The organism is Dendronalium phyllosphericum CENA369 (genome assembly GCF_016056275.1).
Classification (GTDB): Bacteria; Cyanobacteriota; Cyanobacteriia; order Cyanobacteriales; family Nostocaceae; genus Dendronalium; species Dendronalium phyllosphericum.
This window is the reverse complement of sequence record NZ_JAECZA010000084.1, coordinates 1-20,210: the sequence shown is the minus strand read 5'-3', so window position 1 is coordinate 20,210 and position 20,210 is coordinate 1. Positions and strand designations below refer to the sequence as shown.

Below are 20,210 nucleotides of genomic sequence, written 5' to 3'. Positions count from 1 at the left end.
CATAAAATGCTTGGGAGATAAAGGTTATCAAGGTATTCAAAAACTACATAGCAATAGTCAGATTCCTAAGAAAAAACCTAGAGGAGGTAAGTTAACTTGTGAGGATAAAAAGAGCAATCAAGAATTAGCTAAAATCAGAGTTTTAGGTGAGCATGTAAATCGGAAGCTGAAGGTATTTAAAATTTTGTCCTTCACTTATAGAAATCGTCGAAAAAGATTTAGTTTGAGGTTTAATCTGATTGCTGCTCTCTACAATTACGAGCTTCGTCTTCCCCAAACCGAATTTGCTTAAGCGACTTTTGCAAGAGGTCTATTGTTTTACTGGGAGGAATCACGTAGACATGATTCGGTTCCACAACCATCTCATTTTCCGCCTGAATTACAGGCATTTTGGTTGCTTTAGAAAGAATCTCGCTCAACCAACTTTTTTGATCGGGATTTAAGTGCTGGATCAGCACAAATGCCATACCAGTATACGTTGGCAAATGGTTGAGCAATTGCGTGTAAGCATCCAATCCACCCGCAGAAGCTCCCAAACCCACAATCGGAAATAATTCTTTATGATTGTCTTGCTCTCGAACGGACGCGTTAGTACGAGTGGAATTTGGTTGAGTTTTTTTGGAAGACTGCCTGGGTGACATGGTATATAGCAGATAATAATCAAGAAATAGATAACTTCAAGTAAGTTAAGTTATACACCTCTAAATCTCATGATTTATTAGTAAAAATAATCAATATATATTTTTACTGAATTAATTTTATTTAATGCGTGTCTTTATATTCATTACCTCGATTTTACCAATACAAAATGCACTTAGCATCTATCTGTTTAAATACTTAATTTAACTAACTATATTCAGAAAATGAACCTTAATCATATTTACAATTAGCTCATTATTTCTGAATTTAGAATAATTCAAAGTAGTTTAAGTGTGCAAACTGCAAATACAGAGACATCCTAGCAAACGTCGGAGCAAAAAAGTATAAAAAGTGTTTGTATTAGCAATAACATATAAAAGTAATAAATCTTAATATATAAGATAATCAGCGATAGATGAAAAGATAAAATAGTCTATCTATAATTTCACATCTCATTTCTGCGTCACAACATGAAAAATAGGACAAGCAAAAACCTGTCCTACCATACTCGGAACGCATATTTATCTGATGTGATGATGTGAAGGTTATGGTGTTTTAGTCAAGGCCCAAGTTATTGAGGTGACTTTCTAACAGCGATGCGATCGCTTCAGGATGAACTTTCTTGTATTTCTTTTTACCAAGTTGTAATACGCAGTTGGGTGCGCTGCCACAACGTTTTTGACAGCCAGTATGTTCAATTTGAACTTTGTCTAACAAACCGCGATCGCACAAAGTTTTTTCTAATTCTGATAATAAACCTTTACCACCGCGCTTTAAGCAACCAGACTTTTGACATACCATAATCCTCGCTTGACTTTGAGGTGGCATGTTGTGGTTTGGGCAAACATCGACAGGTGAAACTTGATAAGCTTTTAGTTTAAGTTGACCTGTGTGTTTGTCTAACTTACTAAATCCATAAACATGAATTTGTTCGCCAGGTTCCAAAGATAAACTTAAAGGATTGCGTAACTCTTTAGGGATTTTGACTAACACATCCCCAGAAGGAATTGCTAATCGCAAGTATTTAGATTTACGCGGTACATCACCAACAAAGCCGAGGAATTGTCCCTCAAGGTTTACTTCTGATAACTTCAAAATTTTGTCACCCATTTTAGGTTAAAGTCAGTTGTCAGTTGTCAGTTGCCAGTTGTCAGTTGTCAGTTGTCAGGAGGCAGGAGGCAGGAGTTTTGAATAAACAACTTTTGCTAACTCATCACTCCTTACTCTTGTACAGACGTGTAGACGCTCGTAAGAGCGGCTTCTCGTAAGAGTATAATCGCGTCTCTACTCCTAACTCAGCACTCAGCACTCAGCACTTATTTTATGCAAGGCGTTTAGCTTCTACGGTTTGGGGTAGATTTTCTGGAGCGGGTAAATTCCGAAATTCTAATTCCCAACCATTTGCGAGGGTGAGAACTTTCCCATCATTTCCATCTGTTTGTTTAACTACTTCTTCTTCTAAGTCTTTTTTAGCAACGTAGACAACCAAATTGCCGGCATCATTCACGCGGAGCATTACTTTCATTAGTTTCCTCAACAGATTCTAGTTCTTTTTTCTTACAACCGACGACGAACCCTGTATTCAAAAAATGCACGGCATAAATATAAGAACTCTGCAAATAAGTGCCTATACTCGCTACGTAACCGATATCTCCCTTTTTCGCTAAAACTGCGCCGATTTCTTGACCGGGAAATGTCCCATCGTTTTTGAGGAGTTTGCGAACTCTGACTTTTTCACCGATTTCAAAAGCGGGGGGTAAGTCTAGTTCTAATTCATCGCGTTGCATGAGAATACCTCTGTTCTCTAACCAAATTCAACAGTTCTTCGGTTGTGAGACTGCGTTTTTTCTGTACTGACTGTTGGCGGACTGCATCTAAAACAGCTTGAGTTTCTTCTGGATTAAGAAAGATACCGTACTGTTGTAACAAGTTAGAAACTAAATGCCGGCCAGAATGTTTACCTACTACTAAACGTCGTTGCCAACCGACTTCTTCGGGAGCAAATGGTTCGTAGGTGACGGGGTTTTGCAGTACGCCATGAGCGTGAATTCCAGATTCGTGAGCAAAGGTATTTTCACCAACAATTGCTTTCCAAGGCGGTACGCTGGAATTTGATGCCGAAGCTACAAGTTGTGACAGTTCCAACAACCGAGGAGTGTCAATACCCAAATCAATGCCGTAGATGCGTTTGATTGACATGACAACTTCTTCTAAAGCGGCATTTCCAGCTCTTTCGCCTAAACCGTTAACAGTAGTATTTACGGATGAGGCTCCAGCTTTGATCCCAGCAAGAGCATTGGCAGTTGCCAAACCGAAATCATTGTGAGTGTGGATTTCGACAGGAATTGACAAAGCTGAAACTAGCCGCTTGACTTTTGCAAAGGTGGTGAAGGGGTCAAGAACGCCTACAGTGTCGCAAAAGCGAAATCTTGATGCACCCCATTCTTGAGCGTGAAGCGCTACATCCAAAAGAAAGTTATCATCTGCTCTGGAAGAATCTTCTCCGCCAACTGCTACCCAAAGACCGCGATCGCTGGCGAAGCTGATACAATCTTTGAGTCTTTGCAAACTGACTCGCCACTGACCGTGAAATTTAGCCGCAATTTGAATTCCAGAAACGGGAATGGCAATATGCACTCGCTTCATGCCACAAGCAATGGAAGCCTTAATATCTGATATTACAGCACGGTTCCATCCCAAGAGTTTTGCTTGCAAACCCAAGTTAGCAATTGCTGAAATGGCGCGAGTTTCTTCCTCACCCATTGCCGGAATTCCAACTTCTAATTCTGGAACGCCGATAGCATCCAAAAATTTGGCGATCGCTACTTTTTCTTCTAAAGTAAAAGCAACGCCTGCTGCTTGTTCGCCATCACGTAATGTAGTGTCATTAATTAAGATTTCATTCATCTCAAACATCCTCTTAGGAATTTCTCTTAATATCCTTTCTGGATTGTGAACCTATTTTTCTGCAATTCCTGGTAGTAGTGAATACCTAATACAAATGCGGAAGGATGAATGGTAAATGCTATAAAATATTACAATTAATAATTCATCTTCATGATTCTTTAATATTAGTTGACTACCAGCTTTACATCTGTATGACAGAAAACCAAAAACAGGTATAATTTAAGAATCATTTTTACTATTGCTATGCAGAGTTTTTTCAAGTAGTAGATAGCTGAAGTAGCTATTAGCAAGTCCTAAAGAAAACAAGAAACCAAATCCAGCCATTAAAGTAAAAATCATTGCGAGCGCCTCATATAATTGAATGTTTGTTTGTCTGTGAAAATACAAAATATATTTCTACTGCCAAGTAAATCGGCAAATCTATGAATATTCTTCATCTAACCAATCTAAAATCCGCTCTAGCTGTTCTAAATTAACCAGTCCATACTGCCAGAGAAGCATTGGTAACGGCCCATTATCAAACTCACGGTGTCGTAACGCTACAGCAATATCTGCGTTAGAAAGTGCGAGTTCATTATGTAAAAAATTTATTAATTTATTCTCGGTTGTACGGGTCGGCATACTAATTCGTAGTTCGTAATTCGTAATTAAGACAGACTTTAAACAGCTTGCTAAACGCTGTTTTATTTTTTTGCCTTTTACTCAGCACTTAGGACTCAGCACAGCAATCCCAGCAACGGTCTAGCCACTCGATTAATTCTTGGCGAGAAGCTAGAAATTGCATAACGGTACTGCGGATTAGAACTGCTTCTAGTAAATTATTTACCTGTACCCGTAAGGAACCATCAGCGGGACAAGAACAAGAAATCATCAATTCTTGTAGACGATGATAGATTAGCCAGCGATCGCTTAGAGGAATTTGCAAAACTTGATTGCCTAACATGTCATTAGTCCTTTGTCAGTTGTGAGTTGTCAGTGGTCAGTGGTGAGCTAGCGCGGTCTTGGGGGTTTCCCCCATGAGCGACTAGCGAACCCCGAAGGGGTCAGTTGTTATTGACTGTTGACTGTTAGCTGTTAACTGTTGATTATTGAGTTTTTGTTCGAGTTGTTCGATACGGGACAGTAAAGAACCAATCACGCTTGCTTCGACATCGGGAAGTTTTCCGTGGTCTAGGGGAGAAAGGTTTGCGTTTTCTTGACGAGAAATAATTCGACCGGGAACGCCTACAACTGTGCAATCGTTAGGGACATCACGCAAGACTATTGAACCTGCGCCAATACGGACGCGATCGCCAATTTGCAGATTTCCTAAAACTTTCGCACCTGCACCTACAACAACGTTTTTGCCCAAGGTAGGATGGCGCTTACCACTGTCTTTCCCAGTTCCGCCAAGGGTAACATCCTGGTAAATCAGTGTATAGTCTCCAACGATTGCAGTTTCGCCAATCACAACACCCATACCGTGGTCGATAAACACACCCTTACCAATCTCTGCACCTGGGTGAATTTCAATTCCTGTTAAAAACCGTCCCCAATGAGAAATCAAACGAGGGATAAAACTTACTCCTCGACGATGCAACCAGTGGGCTAGACGATGCAAACAAAGCGCGTGCAATCCAGGGTAGCAAAATACTACTTCCAGCCAATTACGAGCCGCTGGATCGCGTTCAAAAATAATGCAAAAATCACTCAATAATGGCTCCAAAAAAACGCCAGAGAGCAAATTTTTCAGCCGGGATATATTTGTAGAATCCGCAGTTTTTGTAGTTTCGATATTTTTGATACTGTCTAATGACTGTTGCATCGTTACTGTCTGGTTGAAAGCATGTGCTATTTTTATGCTTATAGCAGGTAGCTCCCAACACGGCAGTATATCCGAGTTAGATTGGATTTATTGGATTAATTAAGGTTGTACTCAACACTCCAAACCCCGATTTCCAGGAAAGTAAAAATTTCTTTTAGGGTAAGGGTACTAGTGTTTCAGGATGGGGGTACTAGTATTTTGAGAGTGGGGGGTTAAGAATTTCTGTACTCACTATAAAAAACTTTACCTATGATAATTTGCAATGATTTAGGCAAGATATTTTGCGATTTATTAAGTTGTACTCACCTGCTCGCAAAGATGAGATAAAAGAGCAACAAATCAAATATCTGTATCTCTAGTTACGATTACTATCTTATGATTTTGCTGGATAAATAACAGGTTTCTTTATTTTATTTTAGGGTTTGCTGTCTGTATGTATGTATACGTTTCAAAATACAGCCGTAATCACATAAATTAGGGCAATACTTTGCTATAAAAACTTGGACTGATTTCTCAACTTAAGATAAACTGTGGCGTTGAAAAAAGTCCCAAATTGTCTGACTGGCGTTCAAACCAAGTTGAGCATTAAATTTATTTAGGCTTGCATCAGTTGAAGCACCACCAGGCCAAAAGTGTCCTCCGTCTACTACAGCTAGCTGTAAGACCTCTGAATTGCCAATACAATTTGAGTACTGAGTAGCTTTGACTTTGGTGCTAGGAAGCAGTGGAGATGCGCTAGATGAGATGCAGCGATCGTGCGATCGCCAAAAACCTACCATATCTGAAATAGAAACCAGCGCTCCTCGTCGATCGCGATCGTCACCTTCATAAAGTACATCTCGGTCTTTTGTACCGTTAATTGCCATCATAGAAATCGGAGTCTCAGGTTGGCAATTGGGTTTGAGTCGAACGGGAAGAGAGCCGGCTACTGATGCGAAAGCAGCGATTTTATCAGATAGTTTACATGCTAAAGCTTGGGTAAGTATTCCGCCCCTAGAGAAACCAGTGGCATAGACTTTATGACTATCAATATTTACTTGTTGCTTCAGACCATCGATTAAAGAACTAACAAATGAAATATCATCTACCTTACCTTGAGAATTACTTCTCAGGCTCCATTTTTGATTGATTCCATCAGGATAAACAACAATAAACCCTTTTTGCTCCGCTAAATTATTAAAGCCCGTAACATCACTAATTGAACGACCACTACCAGCATCTCCATGAAATACTAAAACTAATGGCATTGGCTGGTTTGGATTATAGGATTTGGGAATGTAAGAATAGTAGGTGCGTAAACGCCCTTGATTATTTATCTGTCCATAATTATCACCAATGAATATTTTTTGTTTAGATTTATTTATTTCACCAGCTTCAATTGACTCGCAGGCGGTTAGGAAACTAATTGTCAGCAATAAAGTAATAATTTTTTTCCAAGATTTAAAACTGAAATATATATTCACGGTCAATCAATAACTCGATAAAAATACTTTCACCCATGTGAATATATTTTGTCCATCCTCTAAAGTTGGATAAATTATAATTGCCACTCCTACTAGTGGAGTATTATTATAAAATTAATAGTCAGGGTTATTTAAACAATACACCCTTGTATTGCCATCAACCAAAAAACTGTGCTAATAGAATTTCGTATCGTTTCTGTGCCAGAAATTTATATTGTCCTATCCGTCTGAACTTGCATTTTAGGTTTTGCTTAAGAATCAAGCACGCTTTTGTGTTGAGTTCTTTTGACAAAAGCTAGACTACCTATTTTTTTGGTATATAGCCGTAGCCATACCCTTTAGGACAGTTGTGATTGCTCAAAGCCTTAAAGTAACTGACTCTTGTACAGATGCGATTAATCGCGTCTCTACTCCTAAACTCAGCACTTTGCTATGAGAAGAAATTAACTAAGCCAAGCCAGCGTACTGAGAAAATTGAGTAAAGCAGTACGTTGGATTACGAATTTTTGTTTTATGTCCGACTCTTGTGAAATTTCTTTGAGCGGATTTTGCCTAACATTATCCCAAATGCGATCGCTGTAACTGAACCAAAAATAGTTTGAGGTTCGGGAACAGGTTCACCACCCTTATTTACTGTAATAAACTCTTGTTTAGCTTTGATAGGTGTAGTTCCAAATCCTTGATCGACAGTAAAGGTGAATGAGTTACCAGCGCTCAAAAGCTTTCGCAAACCAATATGAGTCCCATTATCAACATAACTGCCATTTCCATCAAAGGGAGAACTAAAGAAGTTATTTAAAGTCTTACCGTCACCGATTTTAAAAGGAAAACCAGAGGCAACGGTAACATCTGGATCTAAAGAGCCAATAACTACTGACAATCCACTAATATCTGTAGCTTGACCTACTTTTGCTGTTCCATTGCCTGTTGCAATTGAGAATACGTCATTATAAGTACCGTAGCCATTTCTTTGAGCAATACCTTGATCGGGATCGTATGTGTCGAAATAGCTCAAAAGGGTATCTGCACCACTATTAATAAAATTAGTTGTAATTCGTAACACATTATGATTGGGAACTAAGGAGTAAGTGCGAGTGAAATCAATCGCAGATCCTCCCTGAGTATATCTTCCAGTAACAGATACAGAGTTATTATTCTTGCTGACAGTTACTGGTTGACCTATATTTTGTAAGGCACTGTTAAGTACAAAAGTGCTTGTATCGCTTCCAACTTGAAAACCAAAGTCAGAAACAAAAGTACCTTTTCGATAAAATTCCTTCCTATCAAACAATAAAGAGTTTATTGCACCATTATCATTACGGATATCGACGCTTAACTCACTGTTACTAATTACAGCGGCTTGAGCAGTTAATGTCCTGAATGCGACTAAAACAGTACCAATAGCCGACACACAGCCTATTCCTTTAACAAAATATGCTGCTTTGCCAGTAGCTATCGATAGCTTTTTCCGAACTATAGAAATAGTCATAAAAACTCAGTTATCATTACGTATTGGTTATCCGCAAAGATTAGTTTAAATAATTACTTAAGTAATATAAATACTTTATATAAAGTTTTGATGAAGTTACAGTAAAATTACGTAAAATGATTTAAATGAAATTTAATAACTTGATTGAATTAACAGCAGGCACACAAATATTTTCTAGCGGTAGTTGAGTTGATAATATGGTGTTTATTGCTATGCATTAGTCGCATCTTTATTTACAAAAGAGTAAAAATCTGTGAACTAGAGATAACAATAGTTTGAGTAATTGATACGAAATGAAGTAGGCGATCGCAGACTATAGAGAAAGTTTAGTATCTTGGCTTGTGCTAAGACTGGGGGGACATGAATATCTAAACTCCATGAAACAGCAAAAAAATCAATTCAGCCATCTCACGGCAATTGAAAGAACTTACCTGTCATTCCCCGCACAGTTTTTATTAAATCAAAACCTGCTTCAAGGCAAAATTCTAGATTTTGGTTGTGGCTTCGGTAATGATGTTAAACTATTGCGCCAAAAAGATTACAACATTACAGGTTACGACCCTTATTATTTTCCACTTTATCCTCATGAAAAATTTGATACTATAATTTGCTTTTATGTTTTAAATGTTTTATTTTCTGAAGAACAAGCTAATGTGCTAATGGAAGTATCACACTTATTAAAACCAGGAGGTAAAGCTTATTATGTCGTGAGAAGGGATATCAAAAAAGAAGGTTTTAGAGAACATTATGTGCATAAAAAACCAACTTATCAATGTATTGTTAAACTTCCCTTTCATTCAATTTACTTAGACGATAGTCGAGAATTCTATCAGTACACTCATTACAACCACCAGCGTAACTCATCTAATTATTGCATATTTTGTAATCCCCATAAAAATCTAAAGTTATTAACAGAATCGGCTACCGCATATGCTATTTACGATGGTTATCCTATAAGTAAAGGACATGTTTTAGTTATTCCTAAACGTCATGCAAATAATTATTTTGAATTACCATTTAAAGAACAATCTGCTTGCTGGTTTATGGTAAATAAAGTACAAGAAATTATCCAAAGAGAACTCGAACCAGATGGTTTTAATGTAGGAATGAACGTTAATAAAGAAGCTGGTCAAAATATTATGCACGCTAGTATTCATATCATCCCTCGATATAAAGGTGATGCTGTTAATACTAAAAGTGGAATTAGAACTGTCATTCCTAAAATAAAATAGGGCATTGCTGATTGAGATGAGGTGCGTTACTTTTGACTAACGCACCCATTAGAAACTTGAATCAAAATCTATCAGTTAGCGATCGCGATCGCAATTTTCCCGACAGCCCGTTCGCTTTCGCTATAAGCATGAGCCGCAGCTAGTTCTTGTAAGGGGTAGGTGCGGTCAATTACCGTGCGGATTTTGCCCGCTTCAATCAATCCTTTGAGGTAATCTAAGTCTTCGGCGTTGGCTTTCTCAAACACCAATTTCGCTTTTTGACCGGGAAGAAATGCTGTTAAAGCAGCCTGCACCAAAACTTCTGGGCTGGGTAGCGTTGTCACATAAATTCCCTTGGGTTTGAGAACTTTTTTAGTGGCAGAGAGCGATCGCTTGCCGACTGCATCGAAGATAATATCGTACTTGGCTGTATCTTCGGTGAAGTCTTGTTGCTTATAGTCAATAACGCGGTCTGCACCCAGCGATTTTACCAAATCTAGGTTTTTTGTACTGCAAACTCCTGTAACTTCTGCGCCTAATGCTTTAGCAATTTGTACCGCAAAAATCCCCACACCACCAGAAGCGCCGTTAATCAACACAGCTTGTCCCGCTTGGATATTACCCTGATTTCGTAAGGCTTGCAGAGCTGTCATCGCAACTAAGGGCACAGTAGCGGCTTCTTCATAGCTCAAGTTTGCTGGTTTAAGCGCTACCAAGTTTTCTGGAACGGCAGCATATTCTGCATAACCTCCGCCAGGGAAACTAGCACTGCCATAAACAGAATCCCCTGTTTTAAAGCGCGTCACCTCAGAGCCAACCTCTACTACTTCTCCTGCCAAATCAAACCCCAAAATCTTAGGGAATTTATTGCCTGTGATAAATTTCATCATTCCCTTGCGGATTTTCCAATCAATGCCATTAACGCTACTGGCATGAATTTTTATAAGTAATCGATCGGGCTTGATTTGTGGCCGCTCTACGTCTTCGTAATGCAAAACCTCAGCTGACCCGTATTGACGGATTATCACTGCTTTCATAATTCCTCCTTAACCCTGGTTTACTCACAGAACTTACACAGCATAATAGTTTGTTATGACTTCAGTGTAGCGATCGCAGGCCCTTTAGTGGTTATAAGCACTGATAGACAAAACTTATTGTTAGTAATATTTATGCCAGAAATCACTTTCTACTAGCCATTCCTAGACATTTCTTAAAATAAAAATATGAATCTCAAACAACACCCGTATGCTAGCTAGAGACATCTATCATGACAATGTCAAAAATGCTTTGATTAAAGACAAGTGGACAATTACTCACGATCCACTGACTCTGAAGTTTGGTAAAAAAGACTTGTATGTTGATTTAGGTGCTAGGCAGTTATTGGCAGCGCAGAAAGCAGAATCTAAGATTGCAGTTGAAATTAAAAGTTTTACAGGCAGATCGGATGTTGATGATTTAGAAAAAGCGTTGGGTCAGTATGTTTTGTATCAAGATATATTGACTGAGTTGGAGCCAGAACGAATGTTGTATCTTGCAGTACCTAATAGTGTTTTTGATGACTTATTTGCAGAACCTATTGGTAAACTTTTGCTGAGAAATCGTCGTTTAAGTTTGATTACTTTCGATCCAAAACAGGAGGTCATTCAACAATGGATTACACCCAATTAGATCGTTATCGCCAAGTCATTGAAACTACTCTCAGTGACTATGCTTCTTTGCCTTATTCCTACGCAAATATTCAATCAGAAGTGGTGTTCGATCGCAACCGGGATCGCTATTTGTGGATGGACGTAGGTTGGGATGGCGAACGCCGCATTCATAGCTGTATAGTGCATATTGACCTAATTGATGGCAAAATCTGGATTTAGCGAGATGGCATTGAAGAAGGGATTGCCGCTGATTTAGAACGAGCTGGAATTCCCAAAGAACACATTGTACTTGGGTTTCGTCCACCAGAGTTAAGACCTTATACAGGCTATGCGATCGCTTGAAAAGAGAGTTGCGATCGCGAAGGTTCGTAATAAACATTTATAATAATTTATTGGGATTGCTCAGGCACATGGAATTTTAGCTTATTGTTTTCACCAAACACAAAATTTACTAGTATTAGCAAGGAGTTATACTAATTCACTTAATTGCAGCCATCAATAAATCCTTTCCTCCTGCTTGGCGATCGCTGAAGAAATAAAACTTAAAGTTAAATTATTTGATAAAAATCCGCATTAACGCATCTATTCTCAGCAGCTTCTATGGCTTGTCAGGTAAGAGTTAGAGGCCCAATTGCATATCTTTAGCAAAGCAAAAATTAAAAAAATATAAACGGCATTTTTATCTCCAAAAAAATGATATGTTGGATACAGAATTGAATTTCGCACGTATCTGGAGTAGTACGACGTAATCTACTCCAGTTTTTCCCCCAAATCCTTTGAAATGACTGCTTTTGTCTGGATTTGAGGGTTATTTGAGTACACATTTTGTTAACCCAAAACCAGTTGAAACTAGGCTAAACTCCTTGCTGGTATTGGGTTTTTGCTGAGTACAAAAAAATCCTGAACCCCTATCTCTAAATACCCGAACCCCAACCAAAAAACACTAGACCCCCTACCTGAAAAAAATTTTTTAATTCTTTCTAATGCCCTAAAAATTAGGGTTTGAAGATTTGAGTACAAACTTAATAAATCCAATAAATTCTATCCAGATAGACGCAGCATCTAGCCTGGAGATGGCTGTTATAACTTTTATATCGCCAATCACTCGAAGCTCTAATACAAATCAGAAGCCAAGAGTGAGTGGAGGGATGAGATAGCACCATGCCTCTATGAATAGAAGTCGCGGCTGTACCCACAAATTCTACCCAAGAACCAAGCGTTGACACACACCAGCCGAACTCAAGGATTTTATCGCCTGCCATACCCTGCGTTTACACTACCGCCACAGGTAGGCAGGATGGGTACAACAAGCGACTTCAATTCCTAGGCATAGGGAGTAGCAACGGCATCTCCCACAGCGGCAGCCTGTCCACCGATCCTTGCGAAATTTAATGACACTACCGGCTACAGGAATCCTTAACTCTAATCAGGAACCAGCAGTAACCCAAGCAAAATCGGGTGGTTGCGGATGCGATAGCAAAAGCAGCGCCACCGTGGAAATGGACGAAAAGCTCCAAGAACGGATTGCTAAACATCCCTGCTACAGCGAAGACGCACATCACCATTACGCCAGGATGCACGTTGCAGTTGCACCAGCTTGTAACATTCAATGCAACTATTGCAACCGGAAATATGACTGCGCTAACGAAAGTCGTCCTGGAGTAGTTAGCGAATTACTCACACCAGAAGAAGCAGCACACAAAGCTTTGGTGATTGCAGGCAAGATTCCCCAAATGACAGTCGTGGGAATTGCCGGGCCTGGCGATCCCTTAGCGAACCCAGAAAAGACATTCCGCACCTTTGAATTGATTGCAGACAAAGCACCAGATATCAAGCTTTGCCTCTCAACCAACGGTTTAATGTTAAGCGAACATATCGATCGCATTAAACAATTAAACATCGATCACGTTACAGTCACCTTTAACACCATCGACCCAGAAATCGGCGCACAGCTTTATTCTTGGGTTCACTATAAGCGTCGGCGTTACAGAGGTCTTGAAGGCGCTAAGATTCTGCTCGAAAAGCAGATGGAAGGATTGCAAGCTCTCAAAGAAGCTGACATCTTGTGCAAAGTCAACTCCGTGATGGTTCCAGGAATTAACGACCAACATTTGATCGAAGTGAATAAATTCATTCGTGAAAATGGCGCATTCCTGCACAACATCATGCCGCTGATTTCTGCACCAGAACACGGCACACACTTTGGCTTAACCGGTCAACGCGGCCCCACACCCAAAGAAGTTAAAGAAGTACAAGACAACTGCGCCGGCAACATGAAAATGATGCGTCATTGCCGCCAGTGCCGAGCCGATGCCGTCGGATTATTGGGAGAAGACCGCAGCCAGGAATTTACCAAAGATAAATTCTTGGAAATGACTCCTGAATATGACCTCGAACAACGCACCAGCGTTCACGAAGGCATCGAGAAATTCAAAGAAGAAATTAAATTAGCCAAAGAAAAAGCGCAAGCTGGCAAGAAAGCAGCCAACAATCCCAAGGTCTTAGTTGCAGTCGCAACCAAAGGTAGCGGATTAGTTAACCAACACTTCGGTCATGCGAAAGAATTCCAGATTTACGAAGTGGATGGAATCGAAGCTCGCTTTGTCGGTCATCGTAAGATTGACCAATATTGTCAAGGTGGATACGGTGAAGAAGCCACTTCTGAGAATATCATAAAAGCGATCGCCGATTGCAAAGCAGTTTTAGTGTCCAAGATTGGCAACTGCCCTAAAGAAAAATTGCATGAAGTGGGCATAGAGACTGTTGAAGCTTACGACGTAATTGAGAAGGTTGCTTTAGAGTTTTACGAGCAGTACGTAAAAGAACTAGGGACTACTGAAGGATAAAAGCTAAAGGCTGAAGGATGAAGATAGAAATATATACTTCACACTTCATCCTTCATACTTCATAGTTTTCTCTTCTAAAATCTCAAAAAAGGAGAATAATCATGGCTTACAAAATCACTAGCCAATGTATTTCCTGCAATCTCTGTCTATCTATATGCCCTACAGGTGCAGTTAAAGTAATTGACGCTCAGCACTGGATTGACCCCGAACTTTGTACAAACTGTATTGGAACTGTTTATAGCGTACCTCAGTGTAAAGCTGGTTGTCCCACCTGCGATGGTTGCGTCAAACAGCCTAGCGATTATTGGGAAGGCTGGTTTACTAAATATAATCATGTATTAGCGAAATTAACCAATAAACAAGATTACTGGGAACGTTGGTTTAACTGTTATTCAAAGAAGTTTTCCGAACAGTTGCAAAAGCGCCAACAGCAAATATTAGAAGCGTAAAGAAGGTTAAAGACTGAAGAATTTAAAGATAAAACTTAGACTTCAGTTCGCACTACACATTTCACCCTTCATTCTTCAAATTAGAATCTATGCAAAAGAATTGCATCTATCTCGACAATAACGCTACCACTAAGGTAGACTCAGAAGTTTTAGAGGCGATGCTGCCTTACCTGACTGATTATTACGGCAATCCCTCTAGTATGCATACCTTTGGCGGACAACTTGCTAAAGGAGTGAAGATAGCCAGACAACAAGTTGCAGCTTTACTCGGAGCTGATGAATCAGAGATTGTCTTTACAAGCTGCGGAACTGAGGGAGATAACGCTGCCATTCGCGCCGCATTGTTAGCGCAACCAGAAAAGCGACATATCATCACCACCCAAGTAGAACACCCAGCGGTGCTGAATGTCTGCAAACAGTTAGAAACCCAAGGGTACAACGTCACCTATCTTTCGGTGAATAGTCAAGGGCAGTTAGATTTAAATGAACTAGAAGCCTCACTGACTGGAAACACCGCGTTGGTATCGATTATGTATGCCAACAACGAAACAGGCACGATTTTCCCTATTGAGCAAATTGGGTTGCGAGTCAAAGAGCATGGTGCTTTGTTCCATGTAGATGCGGTGCAAGCAGTGGGTAAACTCCCCTTGAATATGAAGACCAGCACCATAGATATGTTAACTATATCTGGTCACAAAATCCACGCACCCAAAGGTATCGGCGCTTTATATGTGCGACGCGGCGTGCGGTTCCGTCCCTTACTAATTGGCGGACACCAAGAACGTAGCCGTCGCGCCGGCACAGAAAATGTACCCGGAATTATCGGTTTAGGCAAAGCAGCAGAATTAGAACTGTTACACTTGGAAGAGGCAACTAAAAGAGAAAGAAAGTTGCGCGATCGCCTCGAACAAACTTTACTCGCTACTATTCCCGATTGCGAAGTTAACGGCGACCCCACGCAGAGATTGCCGAACACCACCAATATCGGCTTCAAGTATATCGAAGGTGAAGCGATTCTACTCTCCTTAAACAAACACGGCATCTGTGCCTCATCTGGTTCTGCTTGTACTTCTGGTTCGCTGGAACCCTCCCATGTATTACGGGCAATGGGTTTACCTTACACCACCTTACACGGTTCCATTCGCTTCAGCCTTTGTCGCTACACCACAGAAGCCGAAATCGACCGAGTTATAGAAGTAATGCCGGATATTGTAGAGCGTTTGCGCGCCCTTTCACCCTTCAAAAACGATGATGCGGGTTGGCTGCAAGAACAAGAGCAAGCACTGGCACATCGTTAATAGGTTGCAGGGAGTAGGGAATTTGAATATTCACCACTCCCCACTCAAAACTCTTGTACAGACGTGATTAATCGCGTCTCTACTCCTAACTCAGCACTCAGCACTTAAAATATGTGGGACTACACAGATAAAGTATTAGAACTGTTTTACGATCCTAAGAATCAGGGAGCTATCGAAGAAACAAGCGAACCTGGGGTGAAAGTTGCCACGGGAGAAATCGGTAGCATTGCTTGTGGTGATGCCCTAAGACTGCACTTAAAAGTAGAAGTAGAATCTGATAAAATTCTAGATGCGCGTTTTCAAACCTTTGGCTGCACCAGTGCGATCGCTTCTTCGAGTGCGTTGACCGAAATGGTCAAAGGTTTAACCTTAGATGAAGCGTTAAAAGTCTCCAATAAAGACATCGCTAACTACCTCGGCGGCTTGCCAGAAGCTAAGATGCACTGCTCAGTCATGGGGCAAGAAGCGCTAGAAGCTGCTATCTATAATTATCGCGGCATTCCTTTAGCTAGCCATGACGATGATGATGAAGGGGCGCTAGTTTGCAGTTGCTTTGGTATCAGCGAGTCCAAAATTCGCCGCGCGATCGTAGAAAATAATCTCACTGATGCGGAGCAGGTAACAAACTATGTAAAAGCTGGTGGCGGATGCGGTTCCTGTTTGGCGAATATTGATGATATTATTAAATCTGTACAGCAGGAATCCGCTAAATCTCCCCTCAACGGTCATAGCGCCAAAACTACTACAGATATAGCTAGCTCCAAGCAACGACCACTGACCAACGTACAAAAGATTGCTTTAATTCAGAAAGTACTCGACGAAGAAGTTCGACCCGTGCTGATCGCCGACGGCGGAGATGTAGAATTATACGATGTAGATGGCGATCGCGTGAAAGTATTACTTCAAGGTGCTTGCGGTTCTTGCTCCAGCAGTACAGCAACTTTGAAGATTGCCATTGAAGCCAGGTTGCAGGATCGCGTCAGCAAAAACCTGATAGTCGAAGCAGTTGAACCATCACTTAGATAATTGCTAAATAGTCAGTGGTGAGCCAAAGTGGTTTTGGGGGTTTCACCCATGAACAACTGGCAAACCCGAAGGGTCAGTAGCAAATGACAACTAACAACTGACAACTGACAGTTCAAAAATCTCACCACGAATCATATGTGTTTAATACCAAAGAATTTTGCTGTGGAGCGATCGCCACCGGCGATGTTCTACAAACCCTCACAGCCATAGCTCAACAGGCGTGAGAACTAACAGACCCACCAAACCAACCAACTTCAGGAAAACAAGAACCATGAGTGACGAAAATATTAGACAGATAGCTTTTTACGGTAAAGGCGGTATCGGTAAATCTACTACCTCTCAAAATACCCTAGCAGCTATGGCAGAAATGGGTCAGCGCATCCTCATCGTCGGTTGCGATCCTAAAGCTGACTCCACCCGTTTGATGCTGCATAGCAAGGCTCAAACCACCGTTCTTCACCTCGCCGCAGAACGTGGCGCAGTAGAAGATATCGAACTTGAAGAAGTGATGCTCAGGGGTTTCCGTGACGTTCGTTGCGTAGAATCTGGTGGTCCAGAACCCGGTGTAGGTTGTGCCGGTCGTGGTATTATCACCGCCATCAACTTCTTAGAAGAAAACGGTGCTTACCAAGACTTAGATTTCGTATCTTACGACGTATTAGGTGACGTTGTGTGCGGTGGTTTCGCTATGCCTATTCGTGAAGGTAAAGCACAAGAAATCTACATCGTGACATCGGGTGAAATGATGGCGATGTACGCTGCTAACAACATCGCTCGTGGTGTTCTTAAGTATGCTCACACAGGTGGCGTGCGCTTGGGTGGTTTGATTTGTAACAGCCGTAAAACTGACCGGGAACACGAACTCATCGAAACCTTGGCAAAACGGTTGAACACCCAAATGATTCACTTCGTACCCCGTGACAACATTGTTCAACACGCAGAATTGCGTCGGATGACTGTTAACGAGTACGCACCCGACAGCAACCAAGCTAACGAATATCGGACATTGGCTACCAAAATCATCAACAACACAAACCTGGCTATTCCTACGCCTATCGAAATGGAAGAACTAGAAGACTTGTTGATTGAATTCGGTATTCTCGAAAGCGAAGAAAATGCTGCAATGTTGGTTGGCAAGACTGCTGCTGAAGCTCCTGTAGTATAAGTCGCGGCTAAGAAATAATGCTTTAGTACAAGGAAAAAGGAAGAGTTTCATATCTTCCCTTTTACCTTTTACCTTTCCCTTACATCCCCCCTAACCTTAGAGGGGACTCCTAGTCCCCCTATGCCTAGATCCTTACAAGTCACAGAAGCTAAGTATGACACCTCCAGAAAACCAAAACATCATCGAAGAAAGAAAAGAACTAATTAAAGAAGTCCTAAGCGCTTATCCCGAAAAAGCTGCGAAAAAAAGGGAAAAGCATCTAAATGTATACGAAGAAGGTAAGAGCGATTGTGGCGTAAAGTCTAACATTAAATCTCTTCCTGGTGTAATGACTGCTCGTGGTTGTGCTTACGCCGGTTCTAAGGGCGTGGTCTGGGGTCCTATTAAGGATATGATCCACATTAGCCACGGGCCTGTAGGTTGCGGTTACTGGTCTTGGTCTGGTCGTCGTAACTACTACATCGGCACCACAGGTATTGACACCTTTGGTACCATGCACTTCACCTCTGACTTCCAAGAACGGGACATCGTTTTTGGTGGTGACAAGAAACTCGTCAAGCTGATCGAAGAACTTGATGTACTTTTTCCCCTCAACCGTGGTGTTTCCATTCAATCTGAATGTCCCATCGGTCTAATTGGGGATGACATCGAAGCTGTTGCTCGTAAGACATCGAAAGAAATTGGTAAGCCAGTTGTTCCCGTGCGTTGCGAAGGCTTCCGAGGTGTTTCTCAGTCCTTGGGACACCACATTGCTAACGACATGGTGCGTGACTGGGTGTTCACCAGAGCTGACCAAGCCAAGAAAGATGGCACGTTACAGTTTGAGTCTACTCCTTACGACGTAGCAATCATCGGTGACTATAACATCGGTGGTGATGCTTGGGCTAGCCGGATTCTATTAGAAGAACTGGGCTTGCGCGTAGTTGCTCAGTGGTCTGGTGATGGCACTATCAACGAAATGTTGATGACACCGAACGTGAAGATGAACTTGATTCACTGCTACCGTTCGATGAACTACATCAGCCGTCACATGGAAGAAGCTTACGGTATACCCTGGTTGGAATACAACTTCTTCGGCCCCACCAAGATTGCTGAATCCTTACGAGAAATTGCTTCTAAGTTTGACGAGAAGATCCAAGAAAACGCTGAGAAGATTATCGCTAAATATCAGCCGACAATGGATGTGATTCTTGAGAAGTATCGCCCCCGTTTAGAAGGTAAGACTGTCGCCATGATGGTTGGTGGTCTGCGTCCTCGTCACGTTGTCCCAGCTTTCCAAGACTTAGGAATGAGGATGATTAGTACAGGTTATGAGTTCGCTCATAACGACGACTATAAACGTACTACTCCTATGATGGAAAACGGCACTATCGTTTACGACGACGTTACTGCTTACGAATTCGAGGAATTTATCAAAGCACTCAAGCCTGACCTTGTAGCCTCTGGTGTGAAAGAGAAGTACGTCTTCCAAAAGATGGGTTTACCTTTCCGTCAAATGCACTCTTGGGATTACTCCGGCCCTAGCGATCGCTCCTCAAAGTCAAGTCAGGCAAGTTTTTTACTATAGCAGTAGAAAAAAGAGTCAATTTTTAGCCTAAATGCGAGTTTTAGGATGATTCGGTAACAATCTTTTTTGATGCTTCAAATAATATAACTCTTATTCTGTGTGGTTTTAAGATTTGAAACGCATTTTGCTCAAAGAAAAACTGTAAACTAAAAGACTATTTAAAATTACAATTTTTTAGATTAAATGGGGCGATCGCTTTTGTTTGGTAATGAGGTAAGCGATTAAACTAGAAAGTAAACACTACTCTAATGCAGCGGATTTGCCATCTATATTAGACCTCTTGCAGAATTATTTTATGGTAAGGTAAAAGATTTTGACATAAATTTGCTCTGCCAATGCGATACGAACAAACTTTGCGACTGTCCAATCGAGAATTTAAACGTCTAGTTGGGGTACAAAGACACACATTTAATCAGATAGTCAACGTACTACAAGATGCTGCCAGTCACAGACAAACAAGGGGCAGTTCTAAAAAACTGTGTTTGGAAGACCAGGCTTTGGTGTGTTTAACATACTGGCGTGAATATCGAACTTATTTCCATATCGCCAGTGATTGGCAAGTGTCACAAGCAACGGTTTGTCGTACTGTTCATTGGGTAGAAAATATTTTAGTCAATTCCGGGAGGTTTCGCTTAGGAGGAAAAAAGTCATTGTTGGCACCATCAAAAACACCGAAAACAGTAGCAATGGATGTGAC

At 41.0% G+C, this 20,210-nt stretch carries 21 protein-coding genes and 1 pseudogene; 11 read left to right on the top strand and 11 right to left on the bottom strand.

Going from position 1 to position 20,210, the window contains the following annotated elements:
• Positions 1-292 (top strand): transposase family protein (locus I8752_RS17675; protein WP_318780860.1); only part of this gene is annotated, 292 nt, incomplete at its 5' end.
• On the opposite strand, the gene I8752_RS17670 is transcribed toward I8752_RS17675, so the two are convergent.
• From I8752_RS17670 to I8752_RS17625, 10 genes are all read right to left on the bottom strand, one after another.
• Positions 231-641: a chemotaxis protein CheB gene (locus I8752_RS17670; RefSeq protein WP_214433622.1), complete on the bottom strand. Its 411-nt coding sequence runs from the start codon at positions 639-641 to the stop codon at positions 231-233. The two genes, I8752_RS17675 and I8752_RS17670, sit on opposite strands and share 62 nt — an antisense overlap.
• A 553-nt stretch (positions 642-1,194) precedes the next feature.
• Complete coding sequence (locus I8752_RS17665) at positions 1,195-1,749, bottom strand: (2Fe-2S) ferredoxin domain-containing protein (RefSeq protein WP_214433621.1); 555 nt, start codon at positions 1,747-1,749, stop codon at positions 1,195-1,197.
• 211 nt (positions 1,750-1,960) lie between these two features.
• The gene (gene nifT / locus I8752_RS17660) at positions 1,961-2,164 is read right to left on the bottom strand and encodes a putative nitrogen fixation protein NifT (protein WP_214433620.1); all 204 of its coding nucleotides are present in this window, start codon (positions 2,162-2,164) and stop codon (positions 1,961-1,963) included.
• Positions 2,139-2,426, bottom strand: coding sequence for a nitrogen fixation protein NifZ (locus tag I8752_RS17655; RefSeq protein ID WP_214433619.1), 288 nt, complete (start codon positions 2,424-2,426; stop codon positions 2,139-2,141). Before I8752_RS17655 ends, nifT begins: the two co-directional genes overlap by 26 nt.
• Entirely contained in the window at positions 2,413-3,546 is a 1,134-nt protein-coding gene (nifV, locus tag I8752_RS17650) for a homocitrate synthase (protein WP_214433618.1), read from the bottom strand. Before nifV ends, I8752_RS17655 begins: the two co-directional genes overlap by 14 nt.
• A gap of 420 nt (positions 3,547-3,966) precedes the next feature.
• Positions 3,967-4,167: a DUF2949 domain-containing protein gene (locus I8752_RS17645; RefSeq protein ID WP_214433617.1), complete on the bottom strand. Its 201-nt coding sequence runs from the start codon at positions 4,165-4,167 to the stop codon at positions 3,967-3,969.
• 88 nt (positions 4,168-4,255) lie between these two features.
• The gene (locus tag I8752_RS17640; RefSeq protein ID WP_214433616.1) at positions 4,256-4,489 is read right to left on the bottom strand and encodes an Asr1405/Asl0597 family protein; all 234 of its coding nucleotides are present in this window, start codon (positions 4,487-4,489) and stop codon (positions 4,256-4,258) included.
• An 81-nt stretch (positions 4,490-4,570) separates the two neighbouring features.
• Positions 4,571-5,350, bottom strand: a complete 780-nt coding sequence (cysE, locus tag I8752_RS17635) for a serine O-acetyltransferase (RefSeq protein ID WP_214433615.1) — start codon at positions 5,348-5,350, stop codon at positions 4,571-4,573.
• A gap of 518 nt (positions 5,351-5,868) precedes the next feature.
• Positions 5,869-6,813: an extracellular catalytic domain type 1 short-chain-length polyhydroxyalkanoate depolymerase gene (locus tag I8752_RS17630; protein WP_214433614.1), complete on the bottom strand. Its 945-nt coding sequence runs from the start codon at positions 6,811-6,813 to the stop codon at positions 5,869-5,871.
• A 511-nt stretch (positions 6,814-7,324) separates the two neighbouring features.
• Positions 7,325-8,302: a PEP-CTERM sorting domain-containing protein gene (locus tag I8752_RS17625; protein WP_214433613.1), complete on the bottom strand. Its 978-nt coding sequence runs from the start codon at positions 8,300-8,302 to the stop codon at positions 7,325-7,327.
• A 377-nt stretch (positions 8,303-8,679) separates the two neighbouring features.
• Between I8752_RS17625 and I8752_RS17620 the strand changes: the two genes are divergently transcribed.
• Positions 8,680-9,534, top strand: a complete 855-nt coding sequence (locus I8752_RS17620; protein WP_214433612.1) for an HIT family protein — start codon at positions 8,680-8,682, stop codon at positions 9,532-9,534.
• Positions 9,535-9,605: 71 nt separating this feature from the next.
• Here I8752_RS17620 and I8752_RS17615 read toward each other — a convergent pair whose 3' ends face one another.
• On the bottom strand, positions 9,606-10,550 hold the full coding sequence (locus I8752_RS17615) for an NAD(P)-dependent alcohol dehydrogenase (protein WP_214433611.1): 945 nt from the start codon (positions 10,548-10,550) through the stop codon (positions 9,606-9,608).
• A 208-nt stretch (positions 10,551-10,758) separates the two neighbouring features.
• Here I8752_RS17615 and I8752_RS17610 point away from each other — a divergent pair, with 208 nt between their 5' ends.
• The 9 genes and pseudogenes from I8752_RS17610 to I8752_RS17570 form a co-directional block, all read left to right on the top strand.
• Positions 10,759-11,181 carry an element excision factor XisH family protein gene (locus I8752_RS17610; RefSeq protein WP_214433610.1) on the top strand — a complete coding sequence of 141 codons (423 nt, stop codon included), beginning with the start codon at positions 10,759-10,761 and terminating at the stop codon, positions 11,179-11,181.
• Positions 11,163-11,504, top strand: a pseudogene (locus I8752_RS17605) (element excision factor XisI family protein). Before I8752_RS17610 ends, I8752_RS17605 begins: the two are co-directional and overlap by 19 nt.
• A gap of 1,049 nt (positions 11,505-12,553) precedes the next feature.
• The gene (gene nifB / locus I8752_RS17600) at positions 12,554-14,008 is read left to right on the top strand and encodes a nitrogenase cofactor biosynthesis protein NifB (protein WP_214433609.1); all 1,455 of its coding nucleotides are present in this window, start codon (positions 12,554-12,556) and stop codon (positions 14,006-14,008) included.
• 101 nt (positions 14,009-14,109) lie between these two features.
• Complete coding sequence (locus I8752_RS17595) at positions 14,110-14,457, top strand: DUF362 domain-containing protein (protein ID WP_214433608.1); 348 nt, start codon at positions 14,110-14,112, stop codon at positions 14,455-14,457.
• 89 nt (positions 14,458-14,546) lie between these two features.
• Positions 14,547-15,755, top strand: coding sequence for a cysteine desulfurase NifS (nifS, locus tag I8752_RS17590; RefSeq protein ID WP_214433607.1), 1,209 nt, complete (start codon positions 14,547-14,549; stop codon positions 15,753-15,755).
• A gap of 111 nt (positions 15,756-15,866) precedes the next feature.
• Positions 15,867-16,781, top strand: a complete 915-nt coding sequence (gene nifU / locus I8752_RS17585; RefSeq protein ID WP_214433606.1) for a Fe-S cluster assembly protein NifU — start codon at positions 15,867-15,869, stop codon at positions 16,779-16,781.
• Positions 16,782-17,052: 271 nt separating this feature from the next.
• Positions 17,053-17,946: a nitrogenase iron protein gene (gene nifH / locus I8752_RS17580; RefSeq protein WP_214433605.1), complete on the top strand. Its 894-nt coding sequence runs from the start codon at positions 17,053-17,055 to the stop codon at positions 17,944-17,946.
• A gap of 154 nt (positions 17,947-18,100) precedes the next feature.
• On the top strand, positions 18,101-19,513 hold the full coding sequence (gene nifD / locus I8752_RS17575; protein ID WP_214433604.1) for a nitrogenase molybdenum-iron protein alpha chain: 1,413 nt from the start codon (positions 18,101-18,103) through the stop codon (positions 19,511-19,513).
• Positions 19,514-19,848: 335 nt separating this feature from the next.
• On the top strand, positions 19,849-20,210 hold a 362-nt coding region (locus I8752_RS17570), incomplete at its 3' end, for a helix-turn-helix domain-containing protein (RefSeq protein WP_214433603.1).

Coding starts and splice junctions, on each gene's coding strand:
- I8752_RS17665 (WP_214433621.1), bottom strand. CDS start 1,749: ATGGGTGACAAAATTTTGAAGTTATCAGAAGTAAACCTTGAGGGACAA.
- I8752_RS17640 (WP_214433616.1), bottom strand. CDS start 4,489: ATGTTAGGCAATCAAGTTTTGCAAATTCCTCTAAGCGATCGCTGGCTA.
- nifD (WP_214433604.1), top strand. CDS start 18,101: ATGACACCTCCAGAAAACCAAAACATCATCGAAGAAAGAAAAGAACTA.
- I8752_RS17595 (WP_214433608.1), top strand. CDS start 14,110: ATGGCTTACAAAATCACTAGCCAATGTATTTCCTGCAATCTCTGTCTA.
- I8752_RS17615 (WP_214433611.1), bottom strand. CDS start 10,550: ATGAAAGCAGTGATAATCCGTCAATACGGGTCAGCTGAGGTTTTGCAT.
- nifT (WP_214433620.1), bottom strand. CDS start 2,164: ATGAAAGTAATGCTCCGCGTGAATGATGCCGGCAATTTGGTTGTCTAC.
- I8752_RS17620 (WP_214433612.1), top strand. CDS start 8,680: ATGAAACAGCAAAAAAATCAATTCAGCCATCTCACGGCAATTGAAAGA.
- I8752_RS17610 (WP_214433610.1), top strand. CDS start 10,759: ATGCTAGCTAGAGACATCTATCATGACAATGTCAAAAATGCTTTGATT.
- I8752_RS17670 (WP_214433622.1), bottom strand. CDS start 641: ATGTCACCCAGGCAGTCTTCCAAAAAAACTCAACCAAATTCCACTCGT.
- I8752_RS17645 (WP_214433617.1), bottom strand. CDS start 4,167: ATGCCGACCCGTACAACCGAGAATAAATTAATAAATTTTTTACATAAT.
- nifV (WP_214433618.1), bottom strand. CDS start 3,546: ATGAATGAAATCTTAATTAATGACACTACATTACGTGATGGCGAACAA.
- nifU (WP_214433606.1), top strand. CDS start 15,867: ATGTGGGACTACACAGATAAAGTATTAGAACTGTTTTACGATCCTAAG.
- nifS (WP_214433607.1), top strand. CDS start 14,547: ATGCAAAAGAATTGCATCTATCTCGACAATAACGCTACCACTAAGGTA.
- I8752_RS17625 (WP_214433613.1), bottom strand. CDS start 8,302: ATGACTATTTCTATAGTTCGGAAAAAGCTATCGATAGCTACTGGCAAA.
- nifB (WP_214433609.1), top strand. CDS start 12,554: ATGACACTACCGGCTACAGGAATCCTTAACTCTAATCAGGAACCAGCA.
- cysE (WP_214433615.1), bottom strand. CDS start 5,350: ATGCAACAGTCATTAGACAGTATCAAAAATATCGAAACTACAAAAACT.
- nifH (WP_214433605.1), top strand. CDS start 17,053: ATGAGTGACGAAAATATTAGACAGATAGCTTTTTACGGTAAAGGCGGT.
- I8752_RS17655 (WP_214433619.1), bottom strand. CDS start 2,426: ATGCAACGCGATGAATTAGAACTAGACTTACCCCCCGCTTTTGAAATC.